Here is a 23937-nt window from a genome sequence, read left to right on the forward strand (position 1 = left end):
ACAGAGGATGCCCATGACATCCACCCATGGCACCGCTACCCAGGCCACCCCCGACACCGCCGCTCACGCCACTGGCAAGGTCATCGTGGGCATGTCGGGAGGCGTCGATTCATCCGTCTCGGCTCTGCTGCTGCTTCAGCAGGGGTACGAAGTCGAAGGCCTGTTCATGAAGAACTGGGATGAAGACGACGGCACCGAATACTGCACTGCCAAGGAAGACCTGGCCGACGCAGAAGCGGTCTGTGCCAAGCTGGGCATCAAACTGCATACGGCCAACTTCGCCGCTGAATATTGGGACAACGTGTTCGAGCATTTCCTGGCCGAATACAAGGCGGGGCGCACTCCCAATCCGGACATCCTGTGTAACCGGGAAATCAAGTTCAAGGTGTTCCTGGAGTACGCCGAAATGCTCGGCGCCGACAAGATCGCGACCGGCCACTACGTGCGCCAGGGCGAGCGCGCAGGTCGACCACGGCTGCTCAAGGGGTTGGATGCCAACAAGGATCAGAGCTATTTCCTGCATGCCGTACCGGAAGCGGCCATTGCGCGTACGCTGTTTCCCGTCGGCGAGCTGGAGAAACCCGCCGTGCGCGCCCTGGCCGAACAACACGACCTGGTGACGGCCAAGAAAAAGGACTCCACCGGCATCTGCTTCATCGGTGAGCGTCGCTTTCGTGATTTCCTGCAGCAGTACCTGCCCGCTCAACCGGGCACCATCGAAACACCGGAAGGCGATGTGATTGGCCAGCACATGGGGTTGATGTACTACACCCTCGGCCAGCGCCAGGGCCTCGGAATTGGCGGGCTAGCCAACTACCCCGAAGACCCCTGGTACGTGGCAGGCAAGGACCTGACACGCAACGTGCTGATCGCCGTGCAAGGCAAGCAGCACGCCCTGTTGTATACCAATGCCCTGGCCACCGAAGCGATGGACTGGGTAGCGGGCGAGCCACCTGCGCAGCAGGGCCGGTTTACCGCCAAGACGCGCTACCGCCAGAGTGACTGCCCCTGCGAGATCCGCGCTCAGGCCGACGGCAGCGTCGAAGTCATCTTCGATGACCCGCAGTGGGCCGTGACGCCCGGCCAATCGCTGGTGCTCTACGACAACGACATCTGTCTGGGCGGCGGCGTGATTCGTGCCACCTGGAACACCACGGAGGCCGCGGCATGAGCGCCACCCCCATTCATCGTGCTCCCGACTCTCCGGCAGCGCGCCAGGCCCTGGCCCTGGCAGGGGTCTTTCAGGCCGCCAGCCTGGTGGACGAACTGGCCCGCACCGGGCGGGTAGACACCCGCGCCTGGGACACGCTAATCCATGCCACGGTGGATACCAATCCCGAAAGCTTCGAAGCCATTTACGGCGGCCATCCCAATAACCTGCGCCGGGGGCTCGACACGCTGGAAGCTCTGGTAGGCCGCAAGCAGGCCAATCCGGTGGTGCTGCGCTACGGCTTTTCGCTGCTGCTGCTGATGAACAAGTTGCGTAACGACACGGCCATGATGGACCTGCTGGGCCAGAAACTCTCCCACGTGCAGGGGCAGGCAGAGCACTTCGGCACGACCCACGAAAACGTGATTGCAAGCCTGGGGGAAACCTATCAGGAAACCCTCTCCACGCTAAAGACCCGCATCGTGGTGCAGGGTGACCCCTCGCTCTTGCAGACCCGCATGATGCCCGAACGCGTACGCGCCTGTCTCATGGCCGGTATCCGCTTTGCGCTGCTGTGGCACCAGCAGGGTGGCCGGCGCTGGAAACTGGTGTTTCAGCGCAAGGCCTTGCGCCGCGCTCTGGATGAGCTGGGGTAGACGCACGCTGCCTCGCCAGCCTGACGCCCCCGACCACTGATGTTCGACCACCGACTCTCGATCACTGACTCTCGACCAACCTGGAAACCAAGCCATGCAACTCTCAGCCTTGACCGCTCTTTCCCCTGTTGACGGCCGCTACGGCGCCAAAGCCGCAGCGCTGCGTGAACACTTCAGCGAATTCGGTTTGATCCGTGCCCGCGTGATCGTGGAAGTGCGCTGGCTGCAGCGCCTTGCAGAGCACAGCCAGATCGTCGAAGTACCGCCGCTTTCGGCAGCCGCCACGGCCTTCCTGGAGCAGTTGATTCGTGAGTTTTCAGTGGCCGATGCCGAACGCATCAAAGAGATCGAGCGCACCACCAATCACGACGTCAAGGCGGTCGAATACTTCCTCAAGGAGAAGATTGCCGATCAGGCCGAGCTGCATGCGGTCACCGAATTCATCCACTTTGCCTGCACCTCCGAGGACATCAACAACCTCTCCTACGGGGTCATGCTGGCCGATGGCCTGAAAGCCATGCTGCCTACCCTGCATGAAGTGGCCGATGAAATCGGCAAGCTGGCCATCGCCCACGCTGGCCAGCCCATGTTGTCGCGCACCCACGGTCAGACGGCGAGCCCCACCACCCTGGGCAAGGAAATGGCCAACGTGGCCTACCGCCTCAAGCGCCAGCTCAAGCAGATCGAAAGCGTCGAGATTCTAGGCAAGATCAACGGCGCCGTGGGCAACTACAACGCTCACCTGACCACCTACCCGGATATCGACTGGGAAGCCAATGCGCGCACGTTCGTGGAAGGGCTGGGACTGAGCTTCAACCCCTACACCACACAGATCGAACCCCACGACTACATTGCCGAGCTGTTCGACTCCCTGTGCCGCTACAACACCATCCTGATCGATTTCGATCGTGACGTGTGGGGCTACATTTCGTTGGGCTACTTCAAGCAGCGCACCGTCGAGGGCGAAATCGGCTCCTCCACCATGCCGCACAAGGTCAACCCCATCGACTTCGAAAACTCCGAAGGCAACCTGGGCCTGGCCAACGCCATCCTCAGCCATCTGGCCCAGAAGCTGCCGATCTCCCGCTGGCAGCGCGACCTGACCGACTCCACGGTGCTGCGCAACCTCGGCGTCGGCCTGGCTTACGGCTTGATTGGCTACCACGCCAGCCTGAAAGGCATCAGCAAGCTGGAAGCCAACCCGGCCAGACTCGCCGAAGACCTGGACAACAGCTGGGAAGTGCTGGCCGAACCCATTCAGACCGTCATGCGTCGTTACGGCATCGAGAAGCCCTACGAGAAGCTCAAGGAGCTGACCCGCGGCAAGCAGATCGACCAGGCAGGCTTTGCAGCCTTCATCGACACCCTGGCACTGCCCGACGACGTGAAACAGGAGCTGAAATCTCTTTCGCCAGCCAGCTATATTGGTAATGCGAAGGCGCAGGCCGAAGCCCTTCCGCAACGGCTTGCGGCCCTATAAACGCACGCCGTTTCGTTCCGTGCCGCTCACTCACTTCAGGATAACGCCATGAGTCATCACGATAAGCCACTCACCCTGCTGGGTGATTTAACACCCGCCGACTTCTTGGCCCACTACTGGCAGCAGAAGCCCCTGCTGATTCGTGGCGCTATCCCGGACTTCGTCAGCCCCATCGACCCGGATGAGCTGGCAGGCCTGGCCTGCGAGCCGGGCGTGGAAGCGCGGTTGGTGGAAGAGAACGGCCCTGACGGCCCCTGGCAGGTATCCCACGGCCCCTTCGATGACGCTACCTTCGAGCGCCTCCCCGAAGGCCACTGGAGCCTGCTGGTGCAAGCCGTCGACCACTACGTGCCCTCCATTGCTGCGCTGATGGACGAGTTCGACTTCCTGCCCCGCTGGCGTCTGGACGATATCATGGTGAGCTACGCGCCTCCCGGCGGCAGCGTCGGCCCGCACATCGACCAGTACGATGTGTTCCTGCTGCAGGCCCGCGGCCATCGCCGCTGGCAGCTGGGCGGCAAGCAGCCGGACAACGCGCCGATCGTGCAGGGCATCGACCTGCGTATTCTGGAAACCTTCGAGATCGAACCCGACTCCGACTGGACCCTGGCACCGGGGGACATGCTCTACCTGCCGCCGGGCTGGGCGCATCACGGGGTCAGCCAGACCGACGACTGCATGACCATTTCAGTGGGTTTTCGCGCGCCTTCGGCCGACGAAGCGATCACCTCCTACGCCGACTACGTGGGCGAGCAGATGTCGGAATCCCAGCGTTACAGCGACGCGGGCATGGCGCCGGCCCAGCATCAGGGCGAGCTGGACGACGCCGCCATCGAGCGTATGCGTCAGTTCATCCTCTCGACGCTGGACAAACCGGAGCAGATGGCCCAGTGGTTTGGCCGTGTCATGACTCAGCCCAAGTACGTCGACCAGCTGATGCCGCTGGACGAGCCACTGGACGAAGCCGCGCTTGTTGCTCAGCTACAACAGGGCGAGCCGCTGTTCCATATGCCGGGCTCGCGCTTTGCCTGGCGCAGCGATGCCTCCGGCACCACACTGTTCGTGGATGGCGACGGACACGCCTGCTCGGAAGCACTGGCCAAGCGGGTCGCCGACCCGGAGCCCATGTACGACGAGGTGCTGGAACTGGACGGTGCGGCAGCGCTGCTCACGCAGCTGATCAACAGCGGCAGCCTGGGCTTCATGGGTGAAGACGACGAGGAGTAAGGCGTGAACACAACCACCACCGTGCAACAAGGCGACTGGCATGCGCTGGGCGACGCGGCGTCGTTGATTCGCCGCGTGGTCTTCATCGATGAGCAGCAGGTTCCTCAGGAAGAGGAGTGGGATGGCCGGGATGGCGAATGCCTGCACTTCCTGGCCACGCTGAATGACGAGCCGGTCGGTACGGCGCGCCTGCTGCCCGACGGCCATATTGGTCGCGTAGCGGTGTTGAGCAGTGCACGAGGCACGGGCATTGGCTATCGACTCATGGAGGCTGCCATCGCCGCTGCCCGCGAGGCAGGCCATCGCCACGCGGCCCTCAGCGCCCAGCTACATGCCCTCGCCTTCTATGAGCGTTTAGGTTTCGTAGCCCATGGCGAGGTCTTCATGGATGCCGGCATCCCCCACCGTGAGATGACTCTGGTGCTGTAACCCGCCACCAGACCATCGAACACGCGTTATAGCGCCGCTGAGACAGCGGCGCTTTTTTTTGCGTCCAACAGGCGAAAAACGACTACACAAACAGGGCGTTCGACGTAGTCGATGTCGTCGGACTACAACGCCCCCTGCCCCGAAGTGACAATTGTTGAATGCAGCTGCCTGACCGATAGTTATTGCACTGCAGCGACATTGGCTCTCAGCTCTTACGCCATGTCGCTGTGTGACGCCAAGCGCCGAGGCACGACGTTTTACTGAGAGACGATTGGCCTAGAGACAGCGCCGCAAAATTGCACAATGCTGAACGCTATCTCGCAGGTGCAGCATAACAACAAGCTAGCCTGCGAACGACGATAACCCTGGAGGAATCAGCTCATGTCAGGACTGCTCGACGATATCAAAGCCATGGCCCAACTGCGCGAAGCCCAAGGCGGCAAGTGGTCAGCGATCAAACCTGAATACGCCGCTCGCATGCGTGCCCAGAACCGCTTCCATACCGGCCTGGACATTGCTCGTTACACCGCCAAGATCATGCGTGACGACATGGCCGCCTACGATGCCGACACCTCCCAGTACACCCAATCGCTGGGTTGCTGGCACGGCTTCATCGGCCAGCAGAAGCTGATTTCCATCAAGAAGCATTTTGGCACCACCAAGCGTCGCTACCTGTACCTTTCAGGCTGGATGGTGGCAGCCCTGCGCTCCGAGTTTGGCCCACTGCCCGACCAGTCCATGCATGAGAAAACCTCGGTGGCCAACCTGATCGAGGAACTCTACACCTTCCTCAAGCAGGCCGATGCCTGGGAACTCAACCACCTGTTCCGTGCGCTGGACGACGCCAAGGCCGCAGGCGACAACGCCAAAGAAAAAGAGCTGATCAGCAAGATCGACAACTACGAAACCCATATCGTGCCGATCATTGCCGACATCGATGCCGGGTTTGGTAACGCCGAAGCCACGTACCTGCTGGCCAAGAAATTCATCCAGGCGGGCGCCTGCTGCATTCAGCTCGAAAACCAGGTATCCGACGAGAAGCAGTGCGGTCACCAAGATGGCAAGGTCACCGTGCCCCATGAAGACTTCCTGGCCAAGATCAACGCCGTACGTTACGCCTTTCTGGAGCTGGGCGTCGAAGATGGCGTCATCGTGGCTCGTACCGACTCGCTGGGCGCTGGTTTGACCCAGAAGATCGCCGTCACCAATGAGCCAGGCGACCTGGGCGACCAGTACAACAGCTTCCTGGATGGCGATGTCATCGAGAACGCCTCGGACATCAACAACGGCGATGTGGTCATCAAGCAGAACGGCAAGCTGGTCAAGCCCAAGCGTTTGGCTTCTGGCCTCTACCAGTTCAAGCCAGGCACCGGCGAAGACCGCGTGATCCTGGATTGTATCACCAGCCTGCAAAACGGTGCCGACCTGCTATGGATCGAAACCGAGAAGCCCCATGTGGGCCAGATCGCCAGCATGGTGAACCGCATCCGCGAAGTCGTGCCGGACGCCAAGCTGGTGTACAACAACTCGCCCTCCTTCAACTGGACGCTGAACTTCCGCCAGCAGGTCTTCGATTCCTGGGAGAAAGAGGGCAAGGACGTATCGGCCTACCAGCGCGACAAGCTGATGAGCGTCGAATACGACAACACCGAGCTGGGGCAGCTGGCCGATGAGTGGACGCGCAACTTCCAGCGTGACGGGGCGCGCGAAGCGGGTATCTTCCACCATCTGATCACCCTGCCCACCTACCACACGGCGGCGCTGTCTACCGACAACCTGGCCAAGGGCTACTTCGGCGACGAAGGCATGCTGGCCTACGTGGCAGGCGTTCAGCGTCAGGAAATTCGCCAGGGGATCGCCACGGTCAAGCACCAGGACATGGCAGGCTCCAACATCGGCGACGATCACAAGGAGTTCTTCCATGGTGAGGCTGCGCTGAAAGCTGGCGGCAAGGACAACACCATGAACCAGTTTGGCTAAACACACAGCCACTGCAACACACCACGGGGAGCCACGGCTCCCCGTGGTGTTTTTTGCGGCGTGCTTCATGGCCTGTCGATTTTTTGCACACTGCTTTCTTAATGCCTGTCTACACTCTACTTTGTGACCTTTTTTCCAAACGGCTGGTCAAAAGCGTACGCTTTGGTTATCTTTTAGCGAACGCCGTTCTATAATGATACGCACGCATTGATCTGCGGACGTTCACAGCCATATGGGCTGATTCTTACTGGAGGTTTGAATGAAACGTTTACTACCCGTTGCAGCGTTGAGCATCCTGACACTGGCTGGCTGTGCCAACACATCCACCTACTCGGGCGATGTGTACCGCGGCAACCAGGCGCAGACGGGCCAGAGCGTCAGCTATGGCACCATCGTGGCCGTTCGTCCGGTACAGATTCAAGCCGATAGCCGTACCGGCAACCTGCTGGGCGGTGGCGGTGGCGCCGTGATTGGCGGCATTCTGGGCAACCAGGTGGGCGGTGGCACAGGTCGCCAACTGGCCACCGTGGCAGGCGCGCTGGGCGGTGCCGTAGCAGGCACGGCGGCAGAAGACCGCGTCAACCGCGTCAATGCACTGGAAATGGAAGTGCGTCGTGACGACGGTACCGATGTGGTCGTCGTTCAACGTGCCGACCGTCAGTTCCAGGCTGGCCAGCGTGTGCGCCTGATTGGTAGCGGCGCCAATCTGAGCGTTGCCCCCTACTGATCGCCCCTCGCACCCGCGCGGGTCATGGCTGACCAGCGCCTGCAAAAGTGCGGTCTCGAAAAAAAAGCCCGTCCACCAGAGTGGACGGGCTTTTTCATGTCTGCTTCAAGCCATTTCAGGCCATTCGTGAACAACGGGTGGCGAGGTACAGCACATGCCACCCATTGGGCAGGGTTAGTGAGTCACCTTGTTGCTGGCCCAGTTGGCCAGCTTGAACACGATGAATCCGATTAACGCCAGCAGCAGAGCCACCAGCAGAATATCGACCGGACGCACCAGTGTGGTGGCCCCCAGGATCGCAATGGCCGCTACCCACAAGTGGCGATTCTCGCCATGGGTCTTCAAGACACCGGGCAACAGCTTGTCCAGCCCTTGGCTAAAGCCATTGTCCCAACGCTTGTTGGCAAAGTAGGCGATCAGCACGAAGGCTACCACCCAAATCAGGAAAACAGTCATATCAAGCTCCGATCACACTTCGTTAGCTTATGGAAAAAGGGTAAAGGTAGGGTATCGCTGGTCACTGCCGGGCGCAATAGTGCCAAAGGCGTGGGGGTTAAAAACCCGGCTTACCCCCTGACAAGCCAGCCCACACGCGTTACCATGTTGGGACATGCACTCACCGAAAGGTTATTCAATGCAAATTGCGCAAAACTCGGTTGTCGCGTTTCACTACACTCTGACCAACGATGCAGGTGAAGTGCTGGACAGTTCCGAAGGCCGTGAGCCGCTTACCTACCTCCACGGTGCCGGTAACATCATCCCGGGCCTGGAAAAAGAGCTGGAAGGCCGCGCCGCAGGCGACAAACTGAACGTCAAGGTAGCCCCTGCCGAGGGTTACGGTGAAGTTCAGGAGCAGCTGATGCAGGAAGTTCCTCGCGATGCCTTCCAGGGCGTCGAGAGCATCGAGCCGGGCATGCAGTTCCAGGCCCAGACCCAAGGTGGTCCGCTGATGGTCACCGTCACGAAAGTGGAAGGTGACACCGTCGTCGTGGATGGCAACCATCCGCTGGCAGGTCAGCACCTGAACTTCGACGTTGAGATTGCTACCGTTCGTGAAGCAAGCGAAGAAGAAGTTCAGCACGGACACGTGCACGGCGAAGGCGGCGTTCACCACTGAGCGTAAGCCATCGTCATCCAGGCGGCCTGCGGGCCGCCTTTTTTGTGGCCGTTTCCCTGCCCCTTATTCGCCAGGAATCAGTACCAGCTGCCCATGGCGTACGCTGCGTGACGAGGTCACTTCGTCGGCAAACTGCTTCAGGGCACTCCCCTGCCCTTTGAGCAGCGCCACTTCCAGGCAGCTGTCATGATTGATATGCACATGCAGCGTCGACAGCGTGAGGTCGTGGTGGTCGTGGGAGTGCCGGGTCAGCCGTTTGGAAAGCTCCCGTGCCGCATGGTCGTAGACATATACCAAAGCCCCCATGCACGGGGCATCCGGCGCGACCTCTTCCTTGGCCTGAGTCAACCCGCTGCGGGTCAGGTCTCGAATGGCCTCGGAACGGTTCTGATAGCCACGCTGCTGCATCAAGGCATCCACCTCGCGCAGCAGCTCTTCATCCAGCGTCACGGTAATACGTTGCATACGTTCTCCTTTGCTCACCCGAGCGTAGAATGGGCCTGTTGACTACCCGCCGGATAAGTATGATGTTATTGTAAAAACATCATACTCATTCATCACAGGGTGCTCCATGCGTCGTTCGATACTACTGACCATTGCCAGCACATGCCTGGCGCTCAGCGCTCCCGCGCTGGCCAAAGAGCAGTTGGTGCTTGCCATCGGCGGCGAGCCAGACCAGGGCTTCGACCCGCTGCTGGGCTGGGGGCAATACGGTAGCCCGCTGTTTCAGTCCACGCTGCTCACCCGTGGCCAGGATTTTACCCCTCAAGCGGGGTTGGCCACCGAATGGTCCCTGTCGGACGACCAGTTGACCTGGACACTGCATCTGCGCGAGGACGTGCGGTTTGCCGATGACACGCCGCTCACCGCTCGGGATGTGGCATATACCTTCAATGCCGCCGCCACGGCGGGGGGCCGAGCCGACCTCAGCGCGCTGGCACATGCCGACGCCGTGAATGACCACACCGTCACGCTTACCCTGAAATCCCCTCGCATCACCTTCATCGACCAGCTGATGACCCTGGGCATTGTACCTGATGCCGAGCGGGAAAATGGCCATCATGCGGGTTACGGCCGCCAGCCGCTGGGTTCTGGCCCCTACCGCATGGTGGAGTGGCAGGAAGGTGAGCAGCTGATCGTCGAGCGTAACCCCTATTTTTACGGCCCCGCTCCGGCCTTCGAGCGCCTGGTATTTCTGTTTACCGATGAGGCAGGCACGCTAAGCGCTGCCCAGGCAGGTCAGCTCGACCTGGCCGTCATTCCCCAGGCGCTGGCCAGCACCATGCCGGGCCAGATGCAGCGGGTGCTGATGGAGAGCGTCGATAATCGCGGGATTCTGTTTCCCATGCAGCCCGACAGCGGGGAGCGCGCGGCCAACGGTGCCCCGATTGGCAACGATGTCACGTCCGACCCGGCCATTCGCCAGGCCATCAACCTGGCGCTATCTCGCGACACGCTGGTGGACGTGGCCCTGAACGGGTTTGGCCGCCCGGCGTATGGCCCTGCCGATGGCCTGCCCTGGGGGCACCCCGAGGAAACCATCGATTTCGACCTGGAGCAGGCCAATGCGCTGCTGGAGGAAGCAGGCTGGCTGCGCGCAGACGATGGCCTGCGCTACAAGGAAGGGCAGCCTGCTCGCTTCCGGCTCACCTACCCGGTCAGTGATACGACTCGCCAGCAGCTCGCGCAAATCAGCACGGAGATGGTGCGCCCGCTGGGCATCGAGATGCAGCCCACCGGCCGCCATTGGGATGAAATTCAGCGGGAAGCCCTGCACCAGGATGCCATCGTGTTTGGCTTTGGCAGCCATAGCCCGCAAGAGATCTACTATCTCTTCCACAGCGAACACGCCGGGTTTGGCTTCTACAACAGCGGCTTTTACACCAATGAGCGCGTCGACCAGCACCTGGAGGCCGCCCAGGCCGCCGCCAGCGCCGAAGAAGCCAACCCACACTGGCAAGCAGCCCAGTGGGATGGCAGCACCGGCTATGGCCTGCAGGGCGATGCCAGCTGGGCCTGGATGGTCAACCTGACCCATGTCTATGCCACTGACCCGTGTCTGGACGTTGGCGAGCTGGGCGTGGCCCCCCATGGACACGGCTGGCCGATTACCGCCAACCTGCTCGAGTGGCGCTGGACGTGCCACTAGCCCGCTGGCTGCTATTGAGAAGCCTGCGGCTGGGGCTGGTCATGCTGTGCGTGGCCGGTCTCGCCTTCGGCCTGATGATGCTCTCGCCCATCGACCCCATCGACGCCTACCTGGGCCCGCAGATGGCCCAGGTAAGCCCCGAGCAGCGTGCCCTGATCGCCGCACAATGGGGCTTCGATGAACCGGCAGCCGTGCAGTTCGGCCAGTGGCTGCGTCAACTGGCCAGCGGCGAGCTGGGCTGGAGCCATGTATACCAACAGCCAGTAGGTGACGTCATCAGCCTGCGCTTTCAGCGCTCGTTCTGGCTGCTGTTCAGTGCCTGGCTGCTGTCACTGGTGCTGGGCGTGGCATTGGGTATCGTGGCAGGCAGCCGGGAAGGCTCGCTGCTCGACCGCTTGATCAGCGGTTACGCCTTCGTGACCGCCTCGACGCCCACTTTCTGGCTGGCCATTCTGGCACTGCTGCTGTTTTCGGTGACCTTGGGCTGGACCCCCACCTGCTGCGCAGGCCCCACGGGGGTGGTCAGCCGCGATGTCACGTTCGCCACTCGTCTGCACCACCTGGTGCTGCCGGTGACGACCCTGGCGCTATTGAGCATGGCCACCATCACCCTGCACACCCGCGCCAGAATGGTGGCCTTCATGCGCTCCGACACGGCGCTACACGCCTTTGCCCAGGGCGCTAGCCGCACCGATATCGCCTGGCGGCACGGGCTGCGCCACGCCAGCCTCCCGGCCATCACCCTGGCCTTTGCCTCGCTGGGCGAGCTGTTTGGCGGCTCCATTCTCGTGGAGCAGGTCTTCGCCTACCCGGGGCTGGGCCAGGCCACCGTGGCGGCGGGACTGCGCAGCGATGTTCCCCTGCTGCTGGCCATCGCCCTGTTCACCGCGCTGTTCGTGAGTATCGGCAACCTGACCGCCGATGCCCTGGCACGGGTCACCGACCCGCGCATCCGTCTGGCACACAGCCCATGAACACACAGCCACGCCTGGCCGCCGCCGTTTACCTGGTGCTCTTCAGTGTCCTGCTGATGCTGCTGCTGAGCAGCCGTTTGTGGCTGGGTGACAGCCCCCAGCAGATGCAGTTCGAGGTACGTTTACAGCCGCCCAGCCTGCTCCACTGGTTCGGCACCGATGCCTTGGGCCGTGAGCTATGGGCGCGAACCCTGGCGGGGCTGGCGCTGAGTTTTTGGGTCGGTTTGAGCGCGGCCCTGCTGGGCACGGCCATCGCCCTGCTGCTGGCCAGCCTGGCGGCGCTATCGAACACCCTGGATGCGCTGGTGTCGCTGCTGATCGATACGCTGCTCAGCGTGCCCCACCTCATTTTACTGCTGCTCATTGCCTTTGCGTTGGGCGGGGGCACCCAAGCCGTGATCATCGCCGTGGCCATTACCCACTGGCCTAGCCTGGCGCGAGTGTTTCGCGCCGAGCTGTTCAGCCTGCGCGAGGCCGAGTACGTGGCGCTCTCGAAAGGCTTTGGCAAAGGGCCGGGGTACATCGTCGCCCGCCACTTCGTGCCCCATCTCTGGCCCCACTGCGTGGTGGGTGCGTTACTGCTGTTTCCCCACGCCATTCTGCACGAAGCGGCTCTGACCTTTCTCGGCGTCGGTCTGGACCCCAACCAGCCCGCCATCGGCGTACTGCTGGCCGACGCCATGCGCTATCTCAGCGGCGGCTATTGGTGGCTGGGCGTGTTTCCCGGGCTAGGGCTGCTGCTGATGGTGCTGGCCATCCAGCGGCTGGCCACACAGCTGCGCCAGGCCCTGTAAGGCCAGCGTTTTCAACCATCAAGGGAGCCAAACATGCTGGAGATCACCGACTGGAGCCTGAGCCTGCCCCACTACCCCCGCTGGTGGAAGCGCGAGTGGTCACCCGTGATCGAGTCGCTTTCGCTGAACATTCAGGCGGGTGAAGTACACGCCCTGGTCGGCGCGTCCGGGTCCGGCAAAAGCCTGCTGGCCCACGCCCTGCTGGGGCTGCTGCCGCCCGCAGCACGGCAGCACGGCACCCTGACCTTCCAGGGCAACCTCTTGACGCCCGAGCGCCAGCACCAGCTGCGTGGCCGTGAACTGGCGCTGATTCCACAGACCCTGAACGCCCTGGACCCCTTGGCACGCAGCCAGCACCAGATACGCTGGGCTGCTCGCCGCGCAGGCCTTTCCCGCGTCAGCGCTCAAGCACGCAGCCACGACCTGTTGCAGCACTACCAGCTCGCCCATGCAGCGCGGCGCTACCCCCATGAGCTTTCCGGCGGCATGGCCAGGCGGGTGCTGGTGGCCATGGCCCAGGCCGGCCATGCCCGCGTGGTGATTGCCGACGAGCCCAGCGTCGGGCTGGACCCGGCCCAGCGAGACCGCGTGCTGGCTACCCTGCAGGCACTGGCCAAAGAGGGCAAAGCTGTCCTGCTGATCACCCATGACCTGCGCCATGCCTTGCCCATTGCCCACCGGGTGACCATCATGCGCCAGGGACGCGCCGTGGAAACGACCTCGGCCCGGGCCTTTCATGGCCAAGGGGAGCAGTTGCACAGCGCCTATGCCAAAGCACTGTGGCAAGCGCTGCCCGACAACACCTTCGGCACCTTACCCATCCAGCCTCATGTTCAGGAGCCCAGCCTTGCTTGAAGCCCACCAGCTCACCTTCGGGTTTGGCCGCGAGCCACCGCTGTTCCAGGCACTGTCGATGGCGCTGGCACGGGGCGAGTGGGTCGGTTTGAGCGGTGCTTCCGGGGCAGGCAAGTCGACGCTGGGCAGAGTGCTGGCGGGCCACTGGGCACCACGCCACGGCTTTTTGCACATCGACGGAGTGCCCTTGCCATCACGAGGCCTGCGCCCCGTGCAGTGGCTGCCTCAATCGCCGGAACGGGCGGTCAATCCGCGCTGGCGGGTGGCACGACTGTTGGAAGAGGCCTGGACACCGCCAGAGGCGCTGAGGGAAGCGTTCGGTATTCAGCCCGCGTGGCTGAAGCGTTTTCCGGGCGAGCTGTCCGGGGGCGAGCTGCAGCGGGTGTGCGTGCTACGCGCCCTGGCCCCGGGTGTGCGCTATCTGATCGCCGATGAGATTTCGACGATGCTGGATCCACTGACCCAACTCAGCCTGTGGCAAGCCGTGAAGGCCCACGCCGAACGCCAGGCGCTGGGCGTGCTGGTCATCAGCCACGACACGGCGCTATTGAACCGGCTTTGTACCCGGCACCTGCACCTGGCGGATGGGCAGCTAAGGAGCCGCTAAGCGCTGGCCAGACGACGCTCGACGCGCCGCATACCCAGCGCAATCATCAAGGTCACGGCCAGCAGTAGCCAGGACCCTACGGCCACCCCCTGCCACTGCGCCCAACGCCAGAACGGCTCCAGCCAGAAGCCCCCGATACTCGCTCCAAGGTAGTAAAACACCAGATACAGCGCCGACGCACTGCCCCTGGCGCCCTGGGCGTAGCGCCCCACCCAGCTGGAAGCCAGCGAGTGCGCCAGAAAGAAGCCAAACGCATTGATGGTCAATCCCACCAGAATCCCCACCAGCGACTCCGCCAAGGTAATGGCCGTCCCCAGCATCAGGATGACGATGCCCATGCCAATACAGCTGGCGGGAGAAAAACGTCCGGCCAGTTTGCCGGAGACCGTCGAACCCAGGGTGCCGCCCAGGTAAGTGAGGAAGATCAGCCCCAACCCGCTGGCCGCCAAATGATAAGGCGCCTCTGCCAAGCGAAAAGTGATGTAGCTGTACTGATTGATAAAAATGAGAAAATTGATGCCGCCCAGACAGTAAGCCGCCAGCAGTACGGGCGTACGCAGGTGGCCTGCCAGATCACTCAGCGCCTGGCGTAGTTCGAACCGCTTGGGCTGGAAGGCCCGGCTGTTGGGCAGCAGCCGCCAGAACAGCACGCAGCCGATGATCGTCATGGCGCCCACGGCCAGAAACGCAGCGCCTGGGCCACCCACTGCCGACGCTCCCCCGCCAACGATACGGCCGCTGATCCCCCCCAGCGAATTGGCCCCGATATAGAGCCCCACGGCGCTCAGCAGGGCGGGCTTGTCGAACTCATCGCCCATCCAGGCAATGGCCACGGCGGGCAGCCCGCCCAGCACGAAGCCCTGCAGCAAGCGCAACAGCAGCAGACTTTCAAAGGTGGGCGCGAAGGCCAGCGCCAGGGACAGGCCACCCGCCAACAGCAGCGTGAAGCGCATGATCGCTTCACGGCCAATGGCATCGGAAAGCGGCCCAAAGACCAGCAGCGCCAGTGCCAACGACAAGGTGGAAGCCGACATCAGCAGGCTGATGCCCAGGGTAGAAACGCCGTATGCCTCTTTCAACTCGGGCAGCAACGGCTGCGGGGCATACAGGTTGATGAATACCAGAAAAGAGCCGAGGCAGAGTGCTGCCGTCGCGCGCCACCAGGCGCGCGTTTTCGCTTCAATCATGCCATGTCCATGGTCAATTGGCGCGACGGCCCCCGATATACAAGGGGCCCAAGGCTACGGAAGATAGGATTGTTCGAAACGACCATTCAGCTGAGCAAGATTGGTCGGTTCCAGCGCTCGGCGTGACTGCCAGTAGTAGCGCTGCCAATAGCTGTTATCCAGGCTCGAGATGATCACCCCTTGCGAGGTGGAAGCATGCAAGAAGTAGCCGTCACCGACGTAGATCCCGACATGGTTGTAGCGTCCTGGGGGGCGGAAGAAGACCAGATCGCCCGCCTGCAGCTCTTGGCGGTCGATCGAGCGTCCCTCATGCACCTGATCTTGGGTGGAGCGAGGAAGCTCCATATTGAACGTATCGCGGAAAACATGTCTAACCAGTGCGGAGCAGTCGATACCCCTTTCGGTGGTTCCCCCGACTCGGTAGGGAGTGCCTGCCCAACGCTGGTGCTGTTCGAGGAGGGCTTGGCGAATCACCGTAGGTGGTGGGGTCTGCATGCTGCGCAATTGCGCCATGATCGGATCGGCTGGCGACATTTGCGGCGTGGCGCCGCCCATGCCTGGCAGCACCATCGAGAAGTAATCCTCGGGGGGCTCCATGTTCTGCCGTGTGCCGGAGCCTGCACAACCAGCCAACAACGCTACGAAAACACAAACACTTACAACACGGACAGCGGTCACAGCGGGGTGTGGCAACGCAACCATGCGATTAACCTCGTGACAAATGTATAAGAAAAAGTGGGCCGAGCATGAGAAAACTCATTTACACAAAGCCTGGACTATAAGCCAGTTCTCCTATGCTTGGCGAGTCTCAATGCAAAATACGTTGATCTCCCGGCAACGTATCGATATGCAGCGGCGCAAAATGGCGCGGTTTGTTGCCCGGAAAATCCAGGCTGGCCCAAGGCCCCGCCAGAATGGGGGCGCCGCATAGCCAGGCCACCAGCGCTTGCCGAAAGCCCGCCAGAAAGCTCTCACGCTCGGGAGTTTCCCCCATGAAGAACGAGAACCCGGCGTACATCCCCGCCGCATACTCTTGCCAACCGGCATAATGGTCTGCGGCCAGCTGATAGGCGCGGTCCAGCACGTCGGCAAAGGCCTGCTTGTCCAGCCAGCCCAACTGCCGGGCAGCGATGGCCAGATCCACGAGCTGAGCAATATCCCACGCGGCCATGTCGACGTCGTTACACCCGTCCTCGTTGGCACTCACTCGCCGCAACCGTAGCAGGTGGTGGCGCTCCTCTTCGCCGCAGTCGCCCGATTCGAGAATGGCGATTTCTGCCGCCAGCCGCTCCGGGTTCAACGTGTAGGGCGCGTAATTGATCTGGTACTCCTGACGGTCACCGGCTTCCAGCATGAAGCTGAGGAACTCTTGCATGTCGTCGGCGCTGGTCAGGTGGTAGTGGCTTTCGACCCACTCGCGAATATCCGCACACTCGCGCGGGCTCTCCAGCTGCGGCTCGCTCCATACGGCGCTATTCAATGGCCCCACCAGAGACATCGCCGTAAAGTGGCTCAGCGTAGGCCGCTCACCCGGCTCGCACCAGGCGTCTGGCTGCCAGTTCAGCCAGTGAAACAGGCTACCGGGATCCTCCAGGTGCCAGGCAATTTCACTGATCAAGGAGTCGTGCTCGGGCTCCGGCAGGCAGCTTTCCCAGGCAAACCATGCGTCCAGCAAGCGCTTGGGCGAGGCATAGAAACGGCACAGGCAGCTGCGCAATGCACTGGCATGCTCCATGAGCGGTTCGCGCTCGAACAGCCCACTGTCCAGCGCCATGTGGAGATAGAACGCGAACTTCTCGGCCATGTGAATGGTGGCGGCGTGGCGGCTGACGCCTTTCACCGCATTGCGCTGCTTCAGCTCGTCGGGGGTAGGCTGGCCGAAATGGGTCTGCGAAGGCGGCATCACCCCATGGACGGCATCTGCCGCCAGCTGATTCAGGTGGTGTGCCTGAGCGGGCAACCAGTAGCGCGCCAGCACTTGATGCCCTTCGTCGGCATGCAGCCCCAACGACTCTTGCAGATACACCGCTGCGTCGGTGCGGCGCTGCTCGCTGATCGGTGCCGCAGGGTTCAGTTGGCGCAGCATTACATCGGGTTCACGCACCCCTGCCAGCGCCAGCAGCCAATGATGAGGGGTATTGCGCCAGCTGCGGATGCGCTGACGTGAAGCGTCGCGGGTGGCATCGTCCAGCAGGGCGCTGGGCGCCTGTTTCCATGGGCTGAACGGGGCGTGCATCAACAGCTTGTGGCGTAGCGAAGGCGTCATGCCCCGGCGATCGACACCCTCGAACAGGCTCAGACCACGCAGGTAAGCCTTCAGCATGGCATGCCAGTCATGGTAACGACGGCCAATCAGGTCAGCCGCATGGGCCGCCAGATCGTCTGCTTCGGCTTGGCTCAGCCAGCCGCTGCAAACGCCCGCCCAGGCCAGTTCGACCAGCCGAAGCCAGTCCCAGGCCGCCCACTCCAGGGGCTCCCCCTGATGTACGAAGGTGGTCAATACGGGCGCATGGGCAGACTCCTGCTCGACACCGCGCTGCCACTCCTGACGCTGGGCATGATCCATGCTCAACAGCTCTCGGGCCTCGATGTCCCAGCGCTGACGCTCGCCCTGAGCGCTCAGCCATAGCATCACTTCGAGCAGTTGCTCGCGGTCGTAGACCTGCCAGACACGCTCCATCCAGGCGCGGGCCTCGGGCCAGTCGGCGGCGCTGGCGGGATAGCACATCACCGGCCGGAACAGGGCTCCCAGCCGCCAGGGCCGCGCCTCCGGCGCATCGGGCCACAGCGAGGCGGGCGGCGGCAACTTAGCCAAAGCCGCCTCCAGCGCAGGCCAGGTGATGCCCTCACCGTCGCTTTCAAGGTCGGCCAGCGCCTGGCAGGCGTCGATGAATCGGTCATCGGCACCGGTTTCCCAGCCCTTGGCACCCATGGCCCGGCGCAGGTCGGCCAGCCAGCCGCGCAGGTCGCTGTAATCCGTGGTGATACGCCGCGCCACGTGATGCGCCCAGCGCTGAGCCTGATCCGGTACCAGCCAGCCAGCGGCACCACCCAATGCGGCCCACTCGAGGGCGCTCAGCAGTCGGTCTGCGTGTCCGGCAGGCGCGCCCAGTGCAAAAAACAGCTGATCCGCCAACGTCCCGCGGTCCGTGATGCCCAGCTGCAGCAGGCGCTGTTCGGCCGCCACTGCATCTACCGCCAAGGGGTGCGGTGTGAAAGCCCAATCACACAGCACCAGCTGTTGAGCCCACCAGGCATTTAGTGCATCGGCCAAAAGACACCTCGAAGAAACAGAAAGCGATCCATGAAAGCAATACCGCGCGGAGGCAGGGCTGCCAAAAGCGCCATAGTGTAACGGAAACTAACGCCAAGACCGATAGCCCGCGCACAAAACAACGCTGCCCGGCACAAGGGCCGGGCAGCGTAGGGAACAGCCGAGAGAAGCGCTAAGCGCTTTTGACTTTACTGATGACCCACAACAACACCACGGCCCCCACGGTCGCCGTCACCAGAGAACCAATGAAACCGCCCGCCTGAAGGCCCAGAAGACTGAACAAGAAGCCCCCGACCAAGGCACCAATGATACCTACCCCGATATTGCCCAGCACGCCAAAACCGCCGCCGCGCATGATGTTGCCAGCAATCCAGCCAGCCAAACCACCAATGATCAACCACGCAATAAAGCCCATACATCCTCCTTGGTTTTACCTAGCCTGGGGTTTTAACTTTCGCCTATGGTTGTTCTACCATAGCATACAGCGCCAGGGTGCTGCCCATTTGTTGCCTTTACTCACAAGGCCTTCTTACAAGGACTTCCCATGATTCCCGACTCCCTCACACAGCTGCTTGCCGATGTCGATGGCCACCAACCGGCTACCTGGCAAGGGCGCGACGTCGCGCTGTTCAACATGGACTGGGGCAGCATGGTGATCAGCCTGCAGGGTGCCCAGGTGCTGCACTTTCAACCGCGCAACGAGCAGGCCTGGCTATGGGTGACGCCCACGCCCCAGGCGATGCCGGGAACGATTCGTGGCGGCATCCCACTGTGCTGGCCCTGGTTTGCCGACGAGCGTTATGCCGACGAAAGCCCCGAGCGCAACGGCCCCTTCCACGGTCTGGCTCGCCACGCCCTGTGGCGCCTCGACGCTGTGGACGATCATGCGGAAGGCATCGAGGTGCACATGTCACCCACCCAGCCCCTGCACAGCCAACTGACCGCTCGGCTGGTGGTTCAAGCCAACGCCCAGCGCCTCAATGTCGAGCTGATTACCGAAAACATCGGCGAGGCGCCGGTCAAGACCAGCGGCGCCCTGCATACCTACCTGGCTGTCGATGACGTGCATCAGTGCCGCCTGGAAGGGCTTTCCGGCGCCCGCTACCTGGACAAGCTGCGCGACTTCAGCGAAGCACAGCAGCAAGGCACGCTGGCCATCCGGGGCGCCGTCGACCGCATCTACCACACCAACGAAGCCGTCCTGCTCAACGACGGTGTACGCACCCTGCGCATCGCCAAGCAGACCAGCGACTCGACGGTGGTATGGCATCCCGACAGCGACCTGCCCAGCGACACCCCCGCCGAGGCAGGCCGCCATTTCGTCTGCGTAGAGGCGGCCAATACGCGCCTGGACCCCGTATGGCTGGTGCCCGGCGCCCAGCACCTGCTGGGTACGACATTAAGTCGCGGTTAATGCTGGATTCATCCAGCCCTTGGTAAGGTAGGCCTGTCTGCCATCGAGTAAGGAGCTACTATGAACCCTCAAGATATGCTTGAGGCCGCGACCATCGCGTTCAATCTTGTGGGTATGGTGGTGTGTATCGTGGGGCTGACGCTGGCACAAAAAATGTCGCGCAAGTGGCCAGGCTATGTGATTGCCGTCATCGGCTTTCAGATTGCCACGATGCCGATGTTCTATCAGCTGACGCTGATGCTACGCTACTGATGCCGCCCTGCCATGCTTCCCATGCCCTGCCTGCGAGAGAGTCGTTATGCGCCAGCCGTTGAGTCGTGAACTAGGCAACCTGTTGGAACGCAGCCGGGATCGCCAGCTGCGGCTGGCCGTCACCGGCCTTTCCCAGGCGGGCAAGACGGCCTTTCTGACCTCACTGGTCAATCAGCTACGCCACGCAGGCGTGGAAGCACAGCTTGACTTGCTGCCCGTGGCCCGGGAAGGCAGGCTGCTGGGCGCCCAGCGGCTGAGCCAGCCTGACCTGGGCGTGCCGCGCTTCCCCTACGACCCGGGCATGAGCGCGCTGAACGACACCCCGCCGCGCTGGCCGGAGCCGACCCGAGGCATCAGCGAGCTGCGCCTGCAGCTGCGTTATCGCCCTGCAAGGCCGGGCTGGCTCACCCCCGAGATCGCCCACCTGACCTTGGACCTGTTCGATTATCCCGGCGAGTGGCTGCTCGATCTTCCCCTGCTGCAGCATGACTTTTACAGCTGGAGCCAGCAGCAGACCCAGCATCTGGGGCCGCACCGCCGGGCGCTGTTCAGTGAGTGGCTGGCCGAGGCCGAGCAGTTGGACCCCAGCGCCGAGGCGGATGAAGCGCACCTGGCACGCCTGGCAGAGGCCTATGCGCTGGGGCTGCGTCGTGCTAAGCAGGCGGGCTTTTCCGACCTGCAGCCGGGCCGCTTCCTGCTGCCGGGCGAGCTGGACGGTGCGCCGGTGCTGCAGTTCTTTCCCTTGCCTGGACTGGAGACTCCCCAGGAGCGCCTCGACGCGCTTCCGGCCACGAGCCTCTACGCCACGCTGGCATCGCGCTTTCGTTACTATCAACAGCAAGTGGTGCGGCCCTTCTACCGCGACCACTTCCGGCGCTTTGACCGACAGATCGTGCTGGTGGATGTGCTCGGCGCGCTCAACGCGGGGCCGGAGCGTTTCGAGGACCTTTCCAAAGCGCTGCATCAGCTGATGCAGAGCTTCGATTACGGCAAGCGCAGCCTGTTGACCCGGCTGTTCGCGCCCAAAATCGACCGGCTGGCGATTGCCGCCACCAAAGCCGACCATGTCACCCCCGACCAGCACCCCCATGTGGTGACCCTGCTGGAAGCGCTGCTGGCGGAGCCGCTCAAGGATCTGCGCTACGCGGACATTCCCGTCAAAGCGCTGTCGCTGGCCGCCATCCGCGCCACCGAGGCCAGGGAAGTGCTCCACGACGGCCAGCGCAGCCCGGCCCTCAAAGGCACCACCCTGGAAGACGAAGAGGTGCTGGTCTACCCAGGCGACGTGCCCAGCCGCTTGCCCAGGGCCGATTTCTGGCAGCAGCAGGGGTTCGATTTCCCGAGTTTCCGCCCGATGCCCGCCAACGGCGAGGCGCTGCCCCACATCCGTATGGACGCCGCGATCGACTGGCTGATTGGAGATAAACTGTCATGAGCAACCCTCAGCCCCGCCGCGACTTTCATAGCGAAGCGCCCCCCGAGCCCGCCGCAGAAACCCTGCGTCAGCACGAGCGCTTTGCCGCCACGGACACCCACCAGCCGCTGGCCACCCAGGCCGAGCTGAAAGCCCTGCCGGAAGAAACCCTGGGCGCTCCCCGCAAGCGCCGCTGGGGGCTGATGTTTGCGCTGGCAGGCGGTGCTACTCTTGGCACCGTGGAACTGGTCACCGGCATCCCCGATGCGCTCGCGCAATCCCAGTGGCTGACCATGGCCTGGCAGCTCTTCGGCATCAGCCTGATTGGCCTGGGCGGTGTCTCGCTGCTGAAGGAAATCGGCCGCCTAGGGCGGCTCAAGCGCCATGACCGGCTGCGGGCCAACCTGGCCGAACTGCCCCAGCGCTCCGGCAAACAGGCGTTGGCCATGGCCGAACAGCTCCGCCAGCAGTTGAAGCTCGGCAACGATGACCCTCACTGGCTGGCCTTTCAGCGCGCCTGCCAGCCCCACCATAGCGGGGAAGAGATCCATACGCTGCTGCGCTACCACCTGTTGGCCCCTCGAGACCGGGAAGCCCAGCGTTTGATTACCCGCATGTCGGGTGAAACCGCCATCATGGTGGCGGTCAGCCCGCTGACGCTGGTGGATATGGCCCTGGTGGCCTGGCGCAGCCTGGCCATGGTGGACAGGCTCAGCCGCCTGTACGGGCTGGAACTCGGCTACGCCAGCCGCTTACGGCTGTTTCGCCATGTGTTGCACAACATGGCCTTTGCCGGAGCCAGCGAACTGGCCACCGATGCCAGCGTCAACATGCTCTCGCTGGATTTGGCAGGGCGCTTGTCGGCACGCGCAGGCCAGGGGCTGGCCACGGGGCTGCTGAGCGCCCGCCTGGGGCTGCGCGCCCAGCGCCTGTGTCGGCCGGTGGCTTTCAGCCCGGAAGAGCAGCCGCGGCTGGCCGACCTGCGTCAGGATCTCTGGCGACAGCTCAAACGGCTGGACAAAGAGCCCGCCCCTGCCGCCACGCGGCACAAGGAGTAGGAGTAGGAGTAGGAGTAGGAGTAGGAGTAAGCCTGTCACAGCGCGTCAGGCAGCGGTTCAGGCCAGCCGCTGCTCGGTGTCGGCATCGAACAGTACCGCCCGGGACATATCCACCCGCAGTGCCAAACGCTCGCCGGGTGCGACCGGGCACTTGGGGCCGACCCGCACGGTGATCTCCTGCTCGCCCAACGGCAGACGCAGCAGAATGTCTGCCCCGGTAGGTTCTACCACGCTCACCGTGGCCTCCAGCAAGGTGCCTTCCGCCTGCTCGGCGAGCCGCAGGTCCTCTTCGCTGAAATGCTCCGGGCGCAGGCCCAGAATGACCGATTTCTCCAGCCGCTCGACCAGCCCTGGCGAATGGCGAGAGGCAGGCCACGGCAGCAGCAGATCAGCCTCCCCCGGCGTGGCAATGCGCAGGGCGTAGCCCTCCCCGGCCGCCACCAGCGTGGCACGGATGAAATTCATCGACGGCGAGCCCATGAAGCCCGCCACGAACATGTCCACGGGGTTGTTATAGACCTCGTCGGGGCTACCCAACTGCAAGATATGCCCATCGCGCATCACCGCGATGCAGTCGGCCAGGGTCATGGCCTCTACCTGGTCGTGGGTGACGTACACGATGGTGGTGCCCAAACGCTGGTGCAGCTTCTTGATCTCGGTCCGCATATCTACCCGCAGCTTGGCGTCCAGGTTCGAGAGCGGCTCGTCGAACAGATAGACCTTGGGCTCCCGCGCCAGCGCGCGCCCCATGGCCACCCGCTGGCGTTGGCCACCGGACAGCTGGGCGGGCTTGCGATCCAGCAGGTGGGAAATCTGCAGCAGGTCGGCCACCCGCTCCACGGCGGCTTCCCGTTCGGCCTTGGGCACCTTGCGCATCTCCAGGCCAAAGCTGATGTTCTGGCGCACGGTCATGCTGGGGTAGAGGGCGTAGGATTGGAACACCATGGCAATATCGCGCTCGGCGGGGGTCCGCCAGGTGACGTCCTCGCCGTCGATATAGATATTGCCGCTGGTGACGGGTTCGAGCCCGGCAATGGCGTTCATCAGGGTGGATTTACCACACCCGGACGGCCCCACCAGAATCAAAAACTCGCCGGAGTCGATGGAGATGCTGACATCCTTCAGCACCCGTTCGCTGCCAAACTCTTTACGTACGTTGTGAATTTCTAACGCTGCCATGATCAAAATCCTAT

The 23937-nt window shown here is 62.9% G+C and carries 24 protein-coding genes; 17 read left to right on the forward strand and 7 right to left on the reverse strand.

Annotated elements, in window-relative coordinates:
- Window positions 1-13: 13 nt before the first annotated feature.
- The 7 genes from mnmA to IE061_RS00790 all read left to right on the forward strand — a co-directional run bounded on the left by mnmA (window position 14) and on the right by IE061_RS00790 (window position 7649).
- On the forward strand, window positions 14-1171 hold the full coding sequence (gene mnmA, locus IE061_RS00760) for a tRNA 2-thiouridine(34) synthase MnmA (protein ID WP_189463729.1): 1158 nt from the start codon (window positions 14-16) through the stop codon (window positions 1169-1171).
- Window positions 1168-1806 carry a high frequency lysogenization protein HflD gene (gene hflD / locus IE061_RS00765; protein ID WP_193460695.1) on the forward strand — a complete coding sequence of 213 codons (639 nt, stop codon included), beginning with the start codon at window positions 1168-1170 and terminating at the stop codon, window positions 1804-1806. The genes mnmA and hflD overlap by 4 nt, the downstream gene beginning before the upstream one ends.
- A gap of 94 nt (window positions 1807-1900) precedes the next feature.
- Window positions 1901-3286, forward strand: a complete 1386-nt coding sequence (gene purB, locus IE061_RS00770) for an adenylosuccinate lyase (protein ID WP_016914497.1) — start codon at window positions 1901-1903, stop codon at window positions 3284-3286.
- Between the two features lie 48 nt (window positions 3287-3334).
- The gene (locus IE061_RS00775; RefSeq protein ID WP_193460696.1) at window positions 3335-4513 is read left to right on the forward strand and encodes a cupin domain-containing protein; all 1179 of its coding nucleotides are present in this window, start codon (window positions 3335-3337) and stop codon (window positions 4511-4513) included.
- 3 nt (window positions 4514-4516) lie between these two features.
- Complete coding sequence (locus tag IE061_RS00780; protein ID WP_193460697.1) at window positions 4517-4942, forward strand: GNAT family N-acetyltransferase; 426 nt, start codon at window positions 4517-4519, stop codon at window positions 4940-4942.
- Between the two features lie 381 nt (window positions 4943-5323).
- Entirely contained in the window at window positions 5324-6922 is a 1599-nt protein-coding gene (locus IE061_RS00785; protein ID WP_193460698.1) for an isocitrate lyase, read from the forward strand.
- Window positions 6923-7181: 259 nt separating this feature from the next.
- The gene (locus IE061_RS00790) at window positions 7182-7649 is read left to right on the forward strand and encodes an outer membrane lipoprotein (protein WP_039176269.1); all 468 of its coding nucleotides are present in this window, start codon (window positions 7182-7184) and stop codon (window positions 7647-7649) included.
- 174 nt (window positions 7650-7823) lie between these two features.
- On the opposite strand, the gene IE061_RS00795 is transcribed toward IE061_RS00790, so the two are convergent.
- A complete protein-coding gene (locus IE061_RS00795; RefSeq protein WP_039176271.1) occupies window positions 7824-8105 on the reverse strand; it encodes a hypothetical protein in 282 nt (93 codons plus the stop codon).
- A gap of 178 nt (window positions 8106-8283) precedes the next feature.
- On the opposite strand from IE061_RS00795, the gene IE061_RS00800 reads away from it, so the two are divergent.
- Window positions 8284-8766: an FKBP-type peptidyl-prolyl cis-trans isomerase gene (locus tag IE061_RS00800; RefSeq protein WP_081195595.1), complete on the forward strand. Its 483-nt coding sequence runs from the start codon at window positions 8284-8286 to the stop codon at window positions 8764-8766.
- A gap of 63 nt (window positions 8767-8829) precedes the next feature.
- On the opposite strand, the gene nikR is transcribed toward IE061_RS00800, so the two are convergent.
- Window positions 8830-9231 carry a nickel-responsive transcriptional regulator NikR gene (gene nikR / locus IE061_RS00805; protein WP_016914504.1) on the reverse strand — a complete coding sequence of 134 codons (402 nt, stop codon included), beginning with the start codon at window positions 9229-9231 and terminating at the stop codon, window positions 8830-8832.
- Between the two features lie 106 nt (window positions 9232-9337).
- Between nikR and IE061_RS00810 the strand changes: the two genes are divergently transcribed.
- Genes IE061_RS00810 through IE061_RS00830 form a run of 5 tightly spaced genes read left to right on the forward strand, consistent with a single transcriptional unit; the run spans window position 9338 to window position 14145 of the window.
- Entirely contained in the window at window positions 9338-10915 is a 1578-nt protein-coding gene (locus tag IE061_RS00810) for an ABC transporter substrate-binding protein (protein ID WP_193460699.1), read from the forward strand.
- Window positions 10894-11889, forward strand: coding sequence for an ABC transporter permease (locus IE061_RS00815; RefSeq protein WP_096922587.1), 996 nt, complete (start codon window positions 10894-10896; stop codon window positions 11887-11889). Before IE061_RS00810 ends, IE061_RS00815 begins: the two co-directional genes overlap by 22 nt.
- Window positions 11886-12683: an ABC transporter permease gene (locus IE061_RS00820; RefSeq protein ID WP_193460700.1), complete on the forward strand. Its 798-nt coding sequence runs from the start codon at window positions 11886-11888 to the stop codon at window positions 12681-12683. Before IE061_RS00815 ends, IE061_RS00820 begins: the two co-directional genes overlap by 4 nt.
- Before the next feature lie 33 nt (window positions 12684-12716).
- Complete coding sequence (locus tag IE061_RS00825; RefSeq protein WP_193460701.1) at window positions 12717-13538, forward strand: ATP-binding cassette domain-containing protein; 822 nt, start codon at window positions 12717-12719, stop codon at window positions 13536-13538.
- Window positions 13531-14145, forward strand: a complete 615-nt coding sequence (locus IE061_RS00830; protein ID WP_193460702.1) for an ATP-binding cassette domain-containing protein — start codon at window positions 13531-13533, stop codon at window positions 14143-14145. Before IE061_RS00825 ends, IE061_RS00830 begins: the two co-directional genes overlap by 8 nt.
- On the opposite strand, the gene IE061_RS00835 is transcribed toward IE061_RS00830, so the two are convergent.
- From IE061_RS00835 to IE061_RS00850, 4 genes are all read right to left on the reverse strand, one after another.
- Entirely contained in the window at window positions 14142-15332 is a 1191-nt protein-coding gene (locus tag IE061_RS00835) for an MFS transporter (RefSeq protein ID WP_039176294.1), read from the reverse strand. The two genes, IE061_RS00830 and IE061_RS00835, sit on opposite strands and share 4 nt — an antisense overlap.
- A 54-nt stretch (window positions 15333-15386) precedes the next feature.
- Window positions 15387-15929, reverse strand: coding sequence for a C40 family peptidase (locus IE061_RS00840; protein ID WP_039176298.1), 543 nt, complete (start codon window positions 15927-15929; stop codon window positions 15387-15389).
- A gap of 211 nt (window positions 15930-16140) precedes the next feature.
- The gene (locus IE061_RS00845) at window positions 16141-18606 is read right to left on the reverse strand and encodes a DUF1266 domain-containing protein (protein WP_193460703.1); all 2466 of its coding nucleotides are present in this window, start codon (window positions 18604-18606) and stop codon (window positions 16141-16143) included.
- A 172-nt stretch (window positions 18607-18778) separates the two neighbouring features.
- Window positions 18779-19021 (reverse strand): GlsB/YeaQ/YmgE family stress response membrane protein, encoded by a 243-nt coding sequence (locus IE061_RS00850; protein ID WP_009098790.1) that lies wholly within the window; start codon window positions 19019-19021, stop codon window positions 18779-18781.
- 129 nt (window positions 19022-19150) lie between these two features.
- Here IE061_RS00850 and IE061_RS00855 point away from each other — a divergent pair, with 129 nt between their 5' ends.
- From IE061_RS00855 to IE061_RS00870, 4 genes are read left to right on the forward strand one after another with little or no spacing between them, the layout of a single operon-like run.
- Window positions 19151-20020: a D-hexose-6-phosphate mutarotase gene (locus IE061_RS00855; RefSeq protein ID WP_193460704.1), complete on the forward strand. Its 870-nt coding sequence runs from the start codon at window positions 19151-19153 to the stop codon at window positions 20018-20020.
- A gap of 60 nt (window positions 20021-20080) precedes the next feature.
- A complete protein-coding gene (locus tag IE061_RS00860; RefSeq protein WP_016914514.1) occupies window positions 20081-20272 on the forward strand; it encodes a hypothetical protein in 192 nt (63 codons plus the stop codon).
- A gap of 46 nt (window positions 20273-20318) precedes the next feature.
- Complete coding sequence (locus tag IE061_RS00865; protein ID WP_193460705.1) at window positions 20319-21707, forward strand: YcjX family GTP-binding protein; 1389 nt, start codon at window positions 20319-20321, stop codon at window positions 21705-21707.
- A complete protein-coding gene (locus IE061_RS00870; protein WP_193460706.1) occupies window positions 21704-22744 on the forward strand; it encodes a YcjF family protein in 1041 nt (346 codons plus the stop codon). Before IE061_RS00865 ends, IE061_RS00870 begins: the two co-directional genes overlap by 4 nt.
- A gap of 57 nt (window positions 22745-22801) precedes the next feature.
- On the opposite strand, the gene IE061_RS00875 is transcribed toward IE061_RS00870, so the two are convergent.
- Window positions 22802-23923: an ABC transporter ATP-binding protein gene (locus IE061_RS00875; RefSeq protein WP_193460707.1), complete on the reverse strand. Its 1122-nt coding sequence runs from the start codon at window positions 23921-23923 to the stop codon at window positions 22802-22804.
- Window positions 23924-23937: the final 14 nt, after the last annotated feature.

This window comes from Vreelandella hamiltonii, assembly GCF_014651795.1.
GTDB classification, from domain to species: Bacteria; Pseudomonadota; Gammaproteobacteria; order Pseudomonadales; family Halomonadaceae; genus Vreelandella; species Vreelandella hamiltonii.

Excerpts from the sequence above, each read along its gene's own strand:
- mnmA (WP_189463729.1), top strand. The coding sequence starts at position 14 with ATGACATCCACCCATGGCACCGCTACCCAGGCCACCCCCGACACCGCC.
- hflD (WP_193460695.1), top strand. The coding sequence starts at position 1,168 with ATGAGCGCCACCCCCATTCATCGTGCTCCCGACTCTCCGGCAGCGCGC.
- purB (WP_016914497.1), top strand. The coding sequence starts at position 1,901 with ATGCAACTCTCAGCCTTGACCGCTCTTTCCCCTGTTGACGGCCGCTAC.
- IE061_RS00775 (WP_193460696.1), top strand. The coding sequence starts at position 3,335 with ATGAGTCATCACGATAAGCCACTCACCCTGCTGGGTGATTTAACACCC.
- IE061_RS00785 (WP_193460698.1), top strand. The coding sequence starts at position 5,324 with ATGTCAGGACTGCTCGACGATATCAAAGCCATGGCCCAACTGCGCGAA.
- IE061_RS00790 (WP_039176269.1), top strand. The coding sequence starts at position 7,182 with ATGAAACGTTTACTACCCGTTGCAGCGTTGAGCATCCTGACACTGGCT.
- IE061_RS00795 (WP_039176271.1), bottom strand. The coding sequence starts at position 8,105 with ATGACTGTTTTCCTGATTTGGGTGGTAGCCTTCGTGCTGATCGCCTAC.
- IE061_RS00800 (WP_081195595.1), top strand. The coding sequence starts at position 8,284 with ATGCAAATTGCGCAAAACTCGGTTGTCGCGTTTCACTACACTCTGACC.
- nikR (WP_016914504.1), bottom strand. The coding sequence starts at position 9,231 with ATGCAACGTATTACCGTGACGCTGGATGAAGAGCTGCTGCGCGAGGTG.
- IE061_RS00810 (WP_193460699.1), top strand. The coding sequence starts at position 9,338 with ATGCGTCGTTCGATACTACTGACCATTGCCAGCACATGCCTGGCGCTC.
- IE061_RS00820 (WP_193460700.1), top strand. The coding sequence starts at position 11,886 with ATGAACACACAGCCACGCCTGGCCGCCGCCGTTTACCTGGTGCTCTTC.
- IE061_RS00825 (WP_193460701.1), top strand. The coding sequence starts at position 12,717 with ATGCTGGAGATCACCGACTGGAGCCTGAGCCTGCCCCACTACCCCCGC.
- IE061_RS00835 (WP_039176294.1), bottom strand. The coding sequence starts at position 15,332 with ATGATTGAAGCGAAAACGCGCGCCTGGTGGCGCGCGACGGCAGCACTC.
- IE061_RS00840 (WP_039176298.1), bottom strand. The coding sequence starts at position 15,929 with ATGGAGCCCCCCGAGGATTACTTCTCGATGGTGCTGCCAGGCATGGGC.
- IE061_RS00850 (WP_009098790.1), bottom strand. The coding sequence starts at position 19,021 with ATGGGCTTTATTGCGTGGTTGATCATTGGTGGTTTGGCTGGCTGGATT.
- IE061_RS00855 (WP_193460704.1), top strand. The coding sequence starts at position 19,151 with ATGATTCCCGACTCCCTCACACAGCTGCTTGCCGATGTCGATGGCCAC.
- IE061_RS00860 (WP_016914514.1), top strand. The coding sequence starts at position 20,081 with ATGAACCCTCAAGATATGCTTGAGGCCGCGACCATCGCGTTCAATCTT.
- IE061_RS00865 (WP_193460705.1), top strand. The coding sequence starts at position 20,319 with ATGCGCCAGCCGTTGAGTCGTGAACTAGGCAACCTGTTGGAACGCAGC.
- IE061_RS00870 (WP_193460706.1), top strand. The coding sequence starts at position 21,704 with ATGAGCAACCCTCAGCCCCGCCGCGACTTTCATAGCGAAGCGCCCCCC.
- IE061_RS00875 (WP_193460707.1), bottom strand. The coding sequence starts at position 23,923 with ATGGCAGCGTTAGAAATTCACAACGTACGTAAAGAGTTTGGCAGCGAA.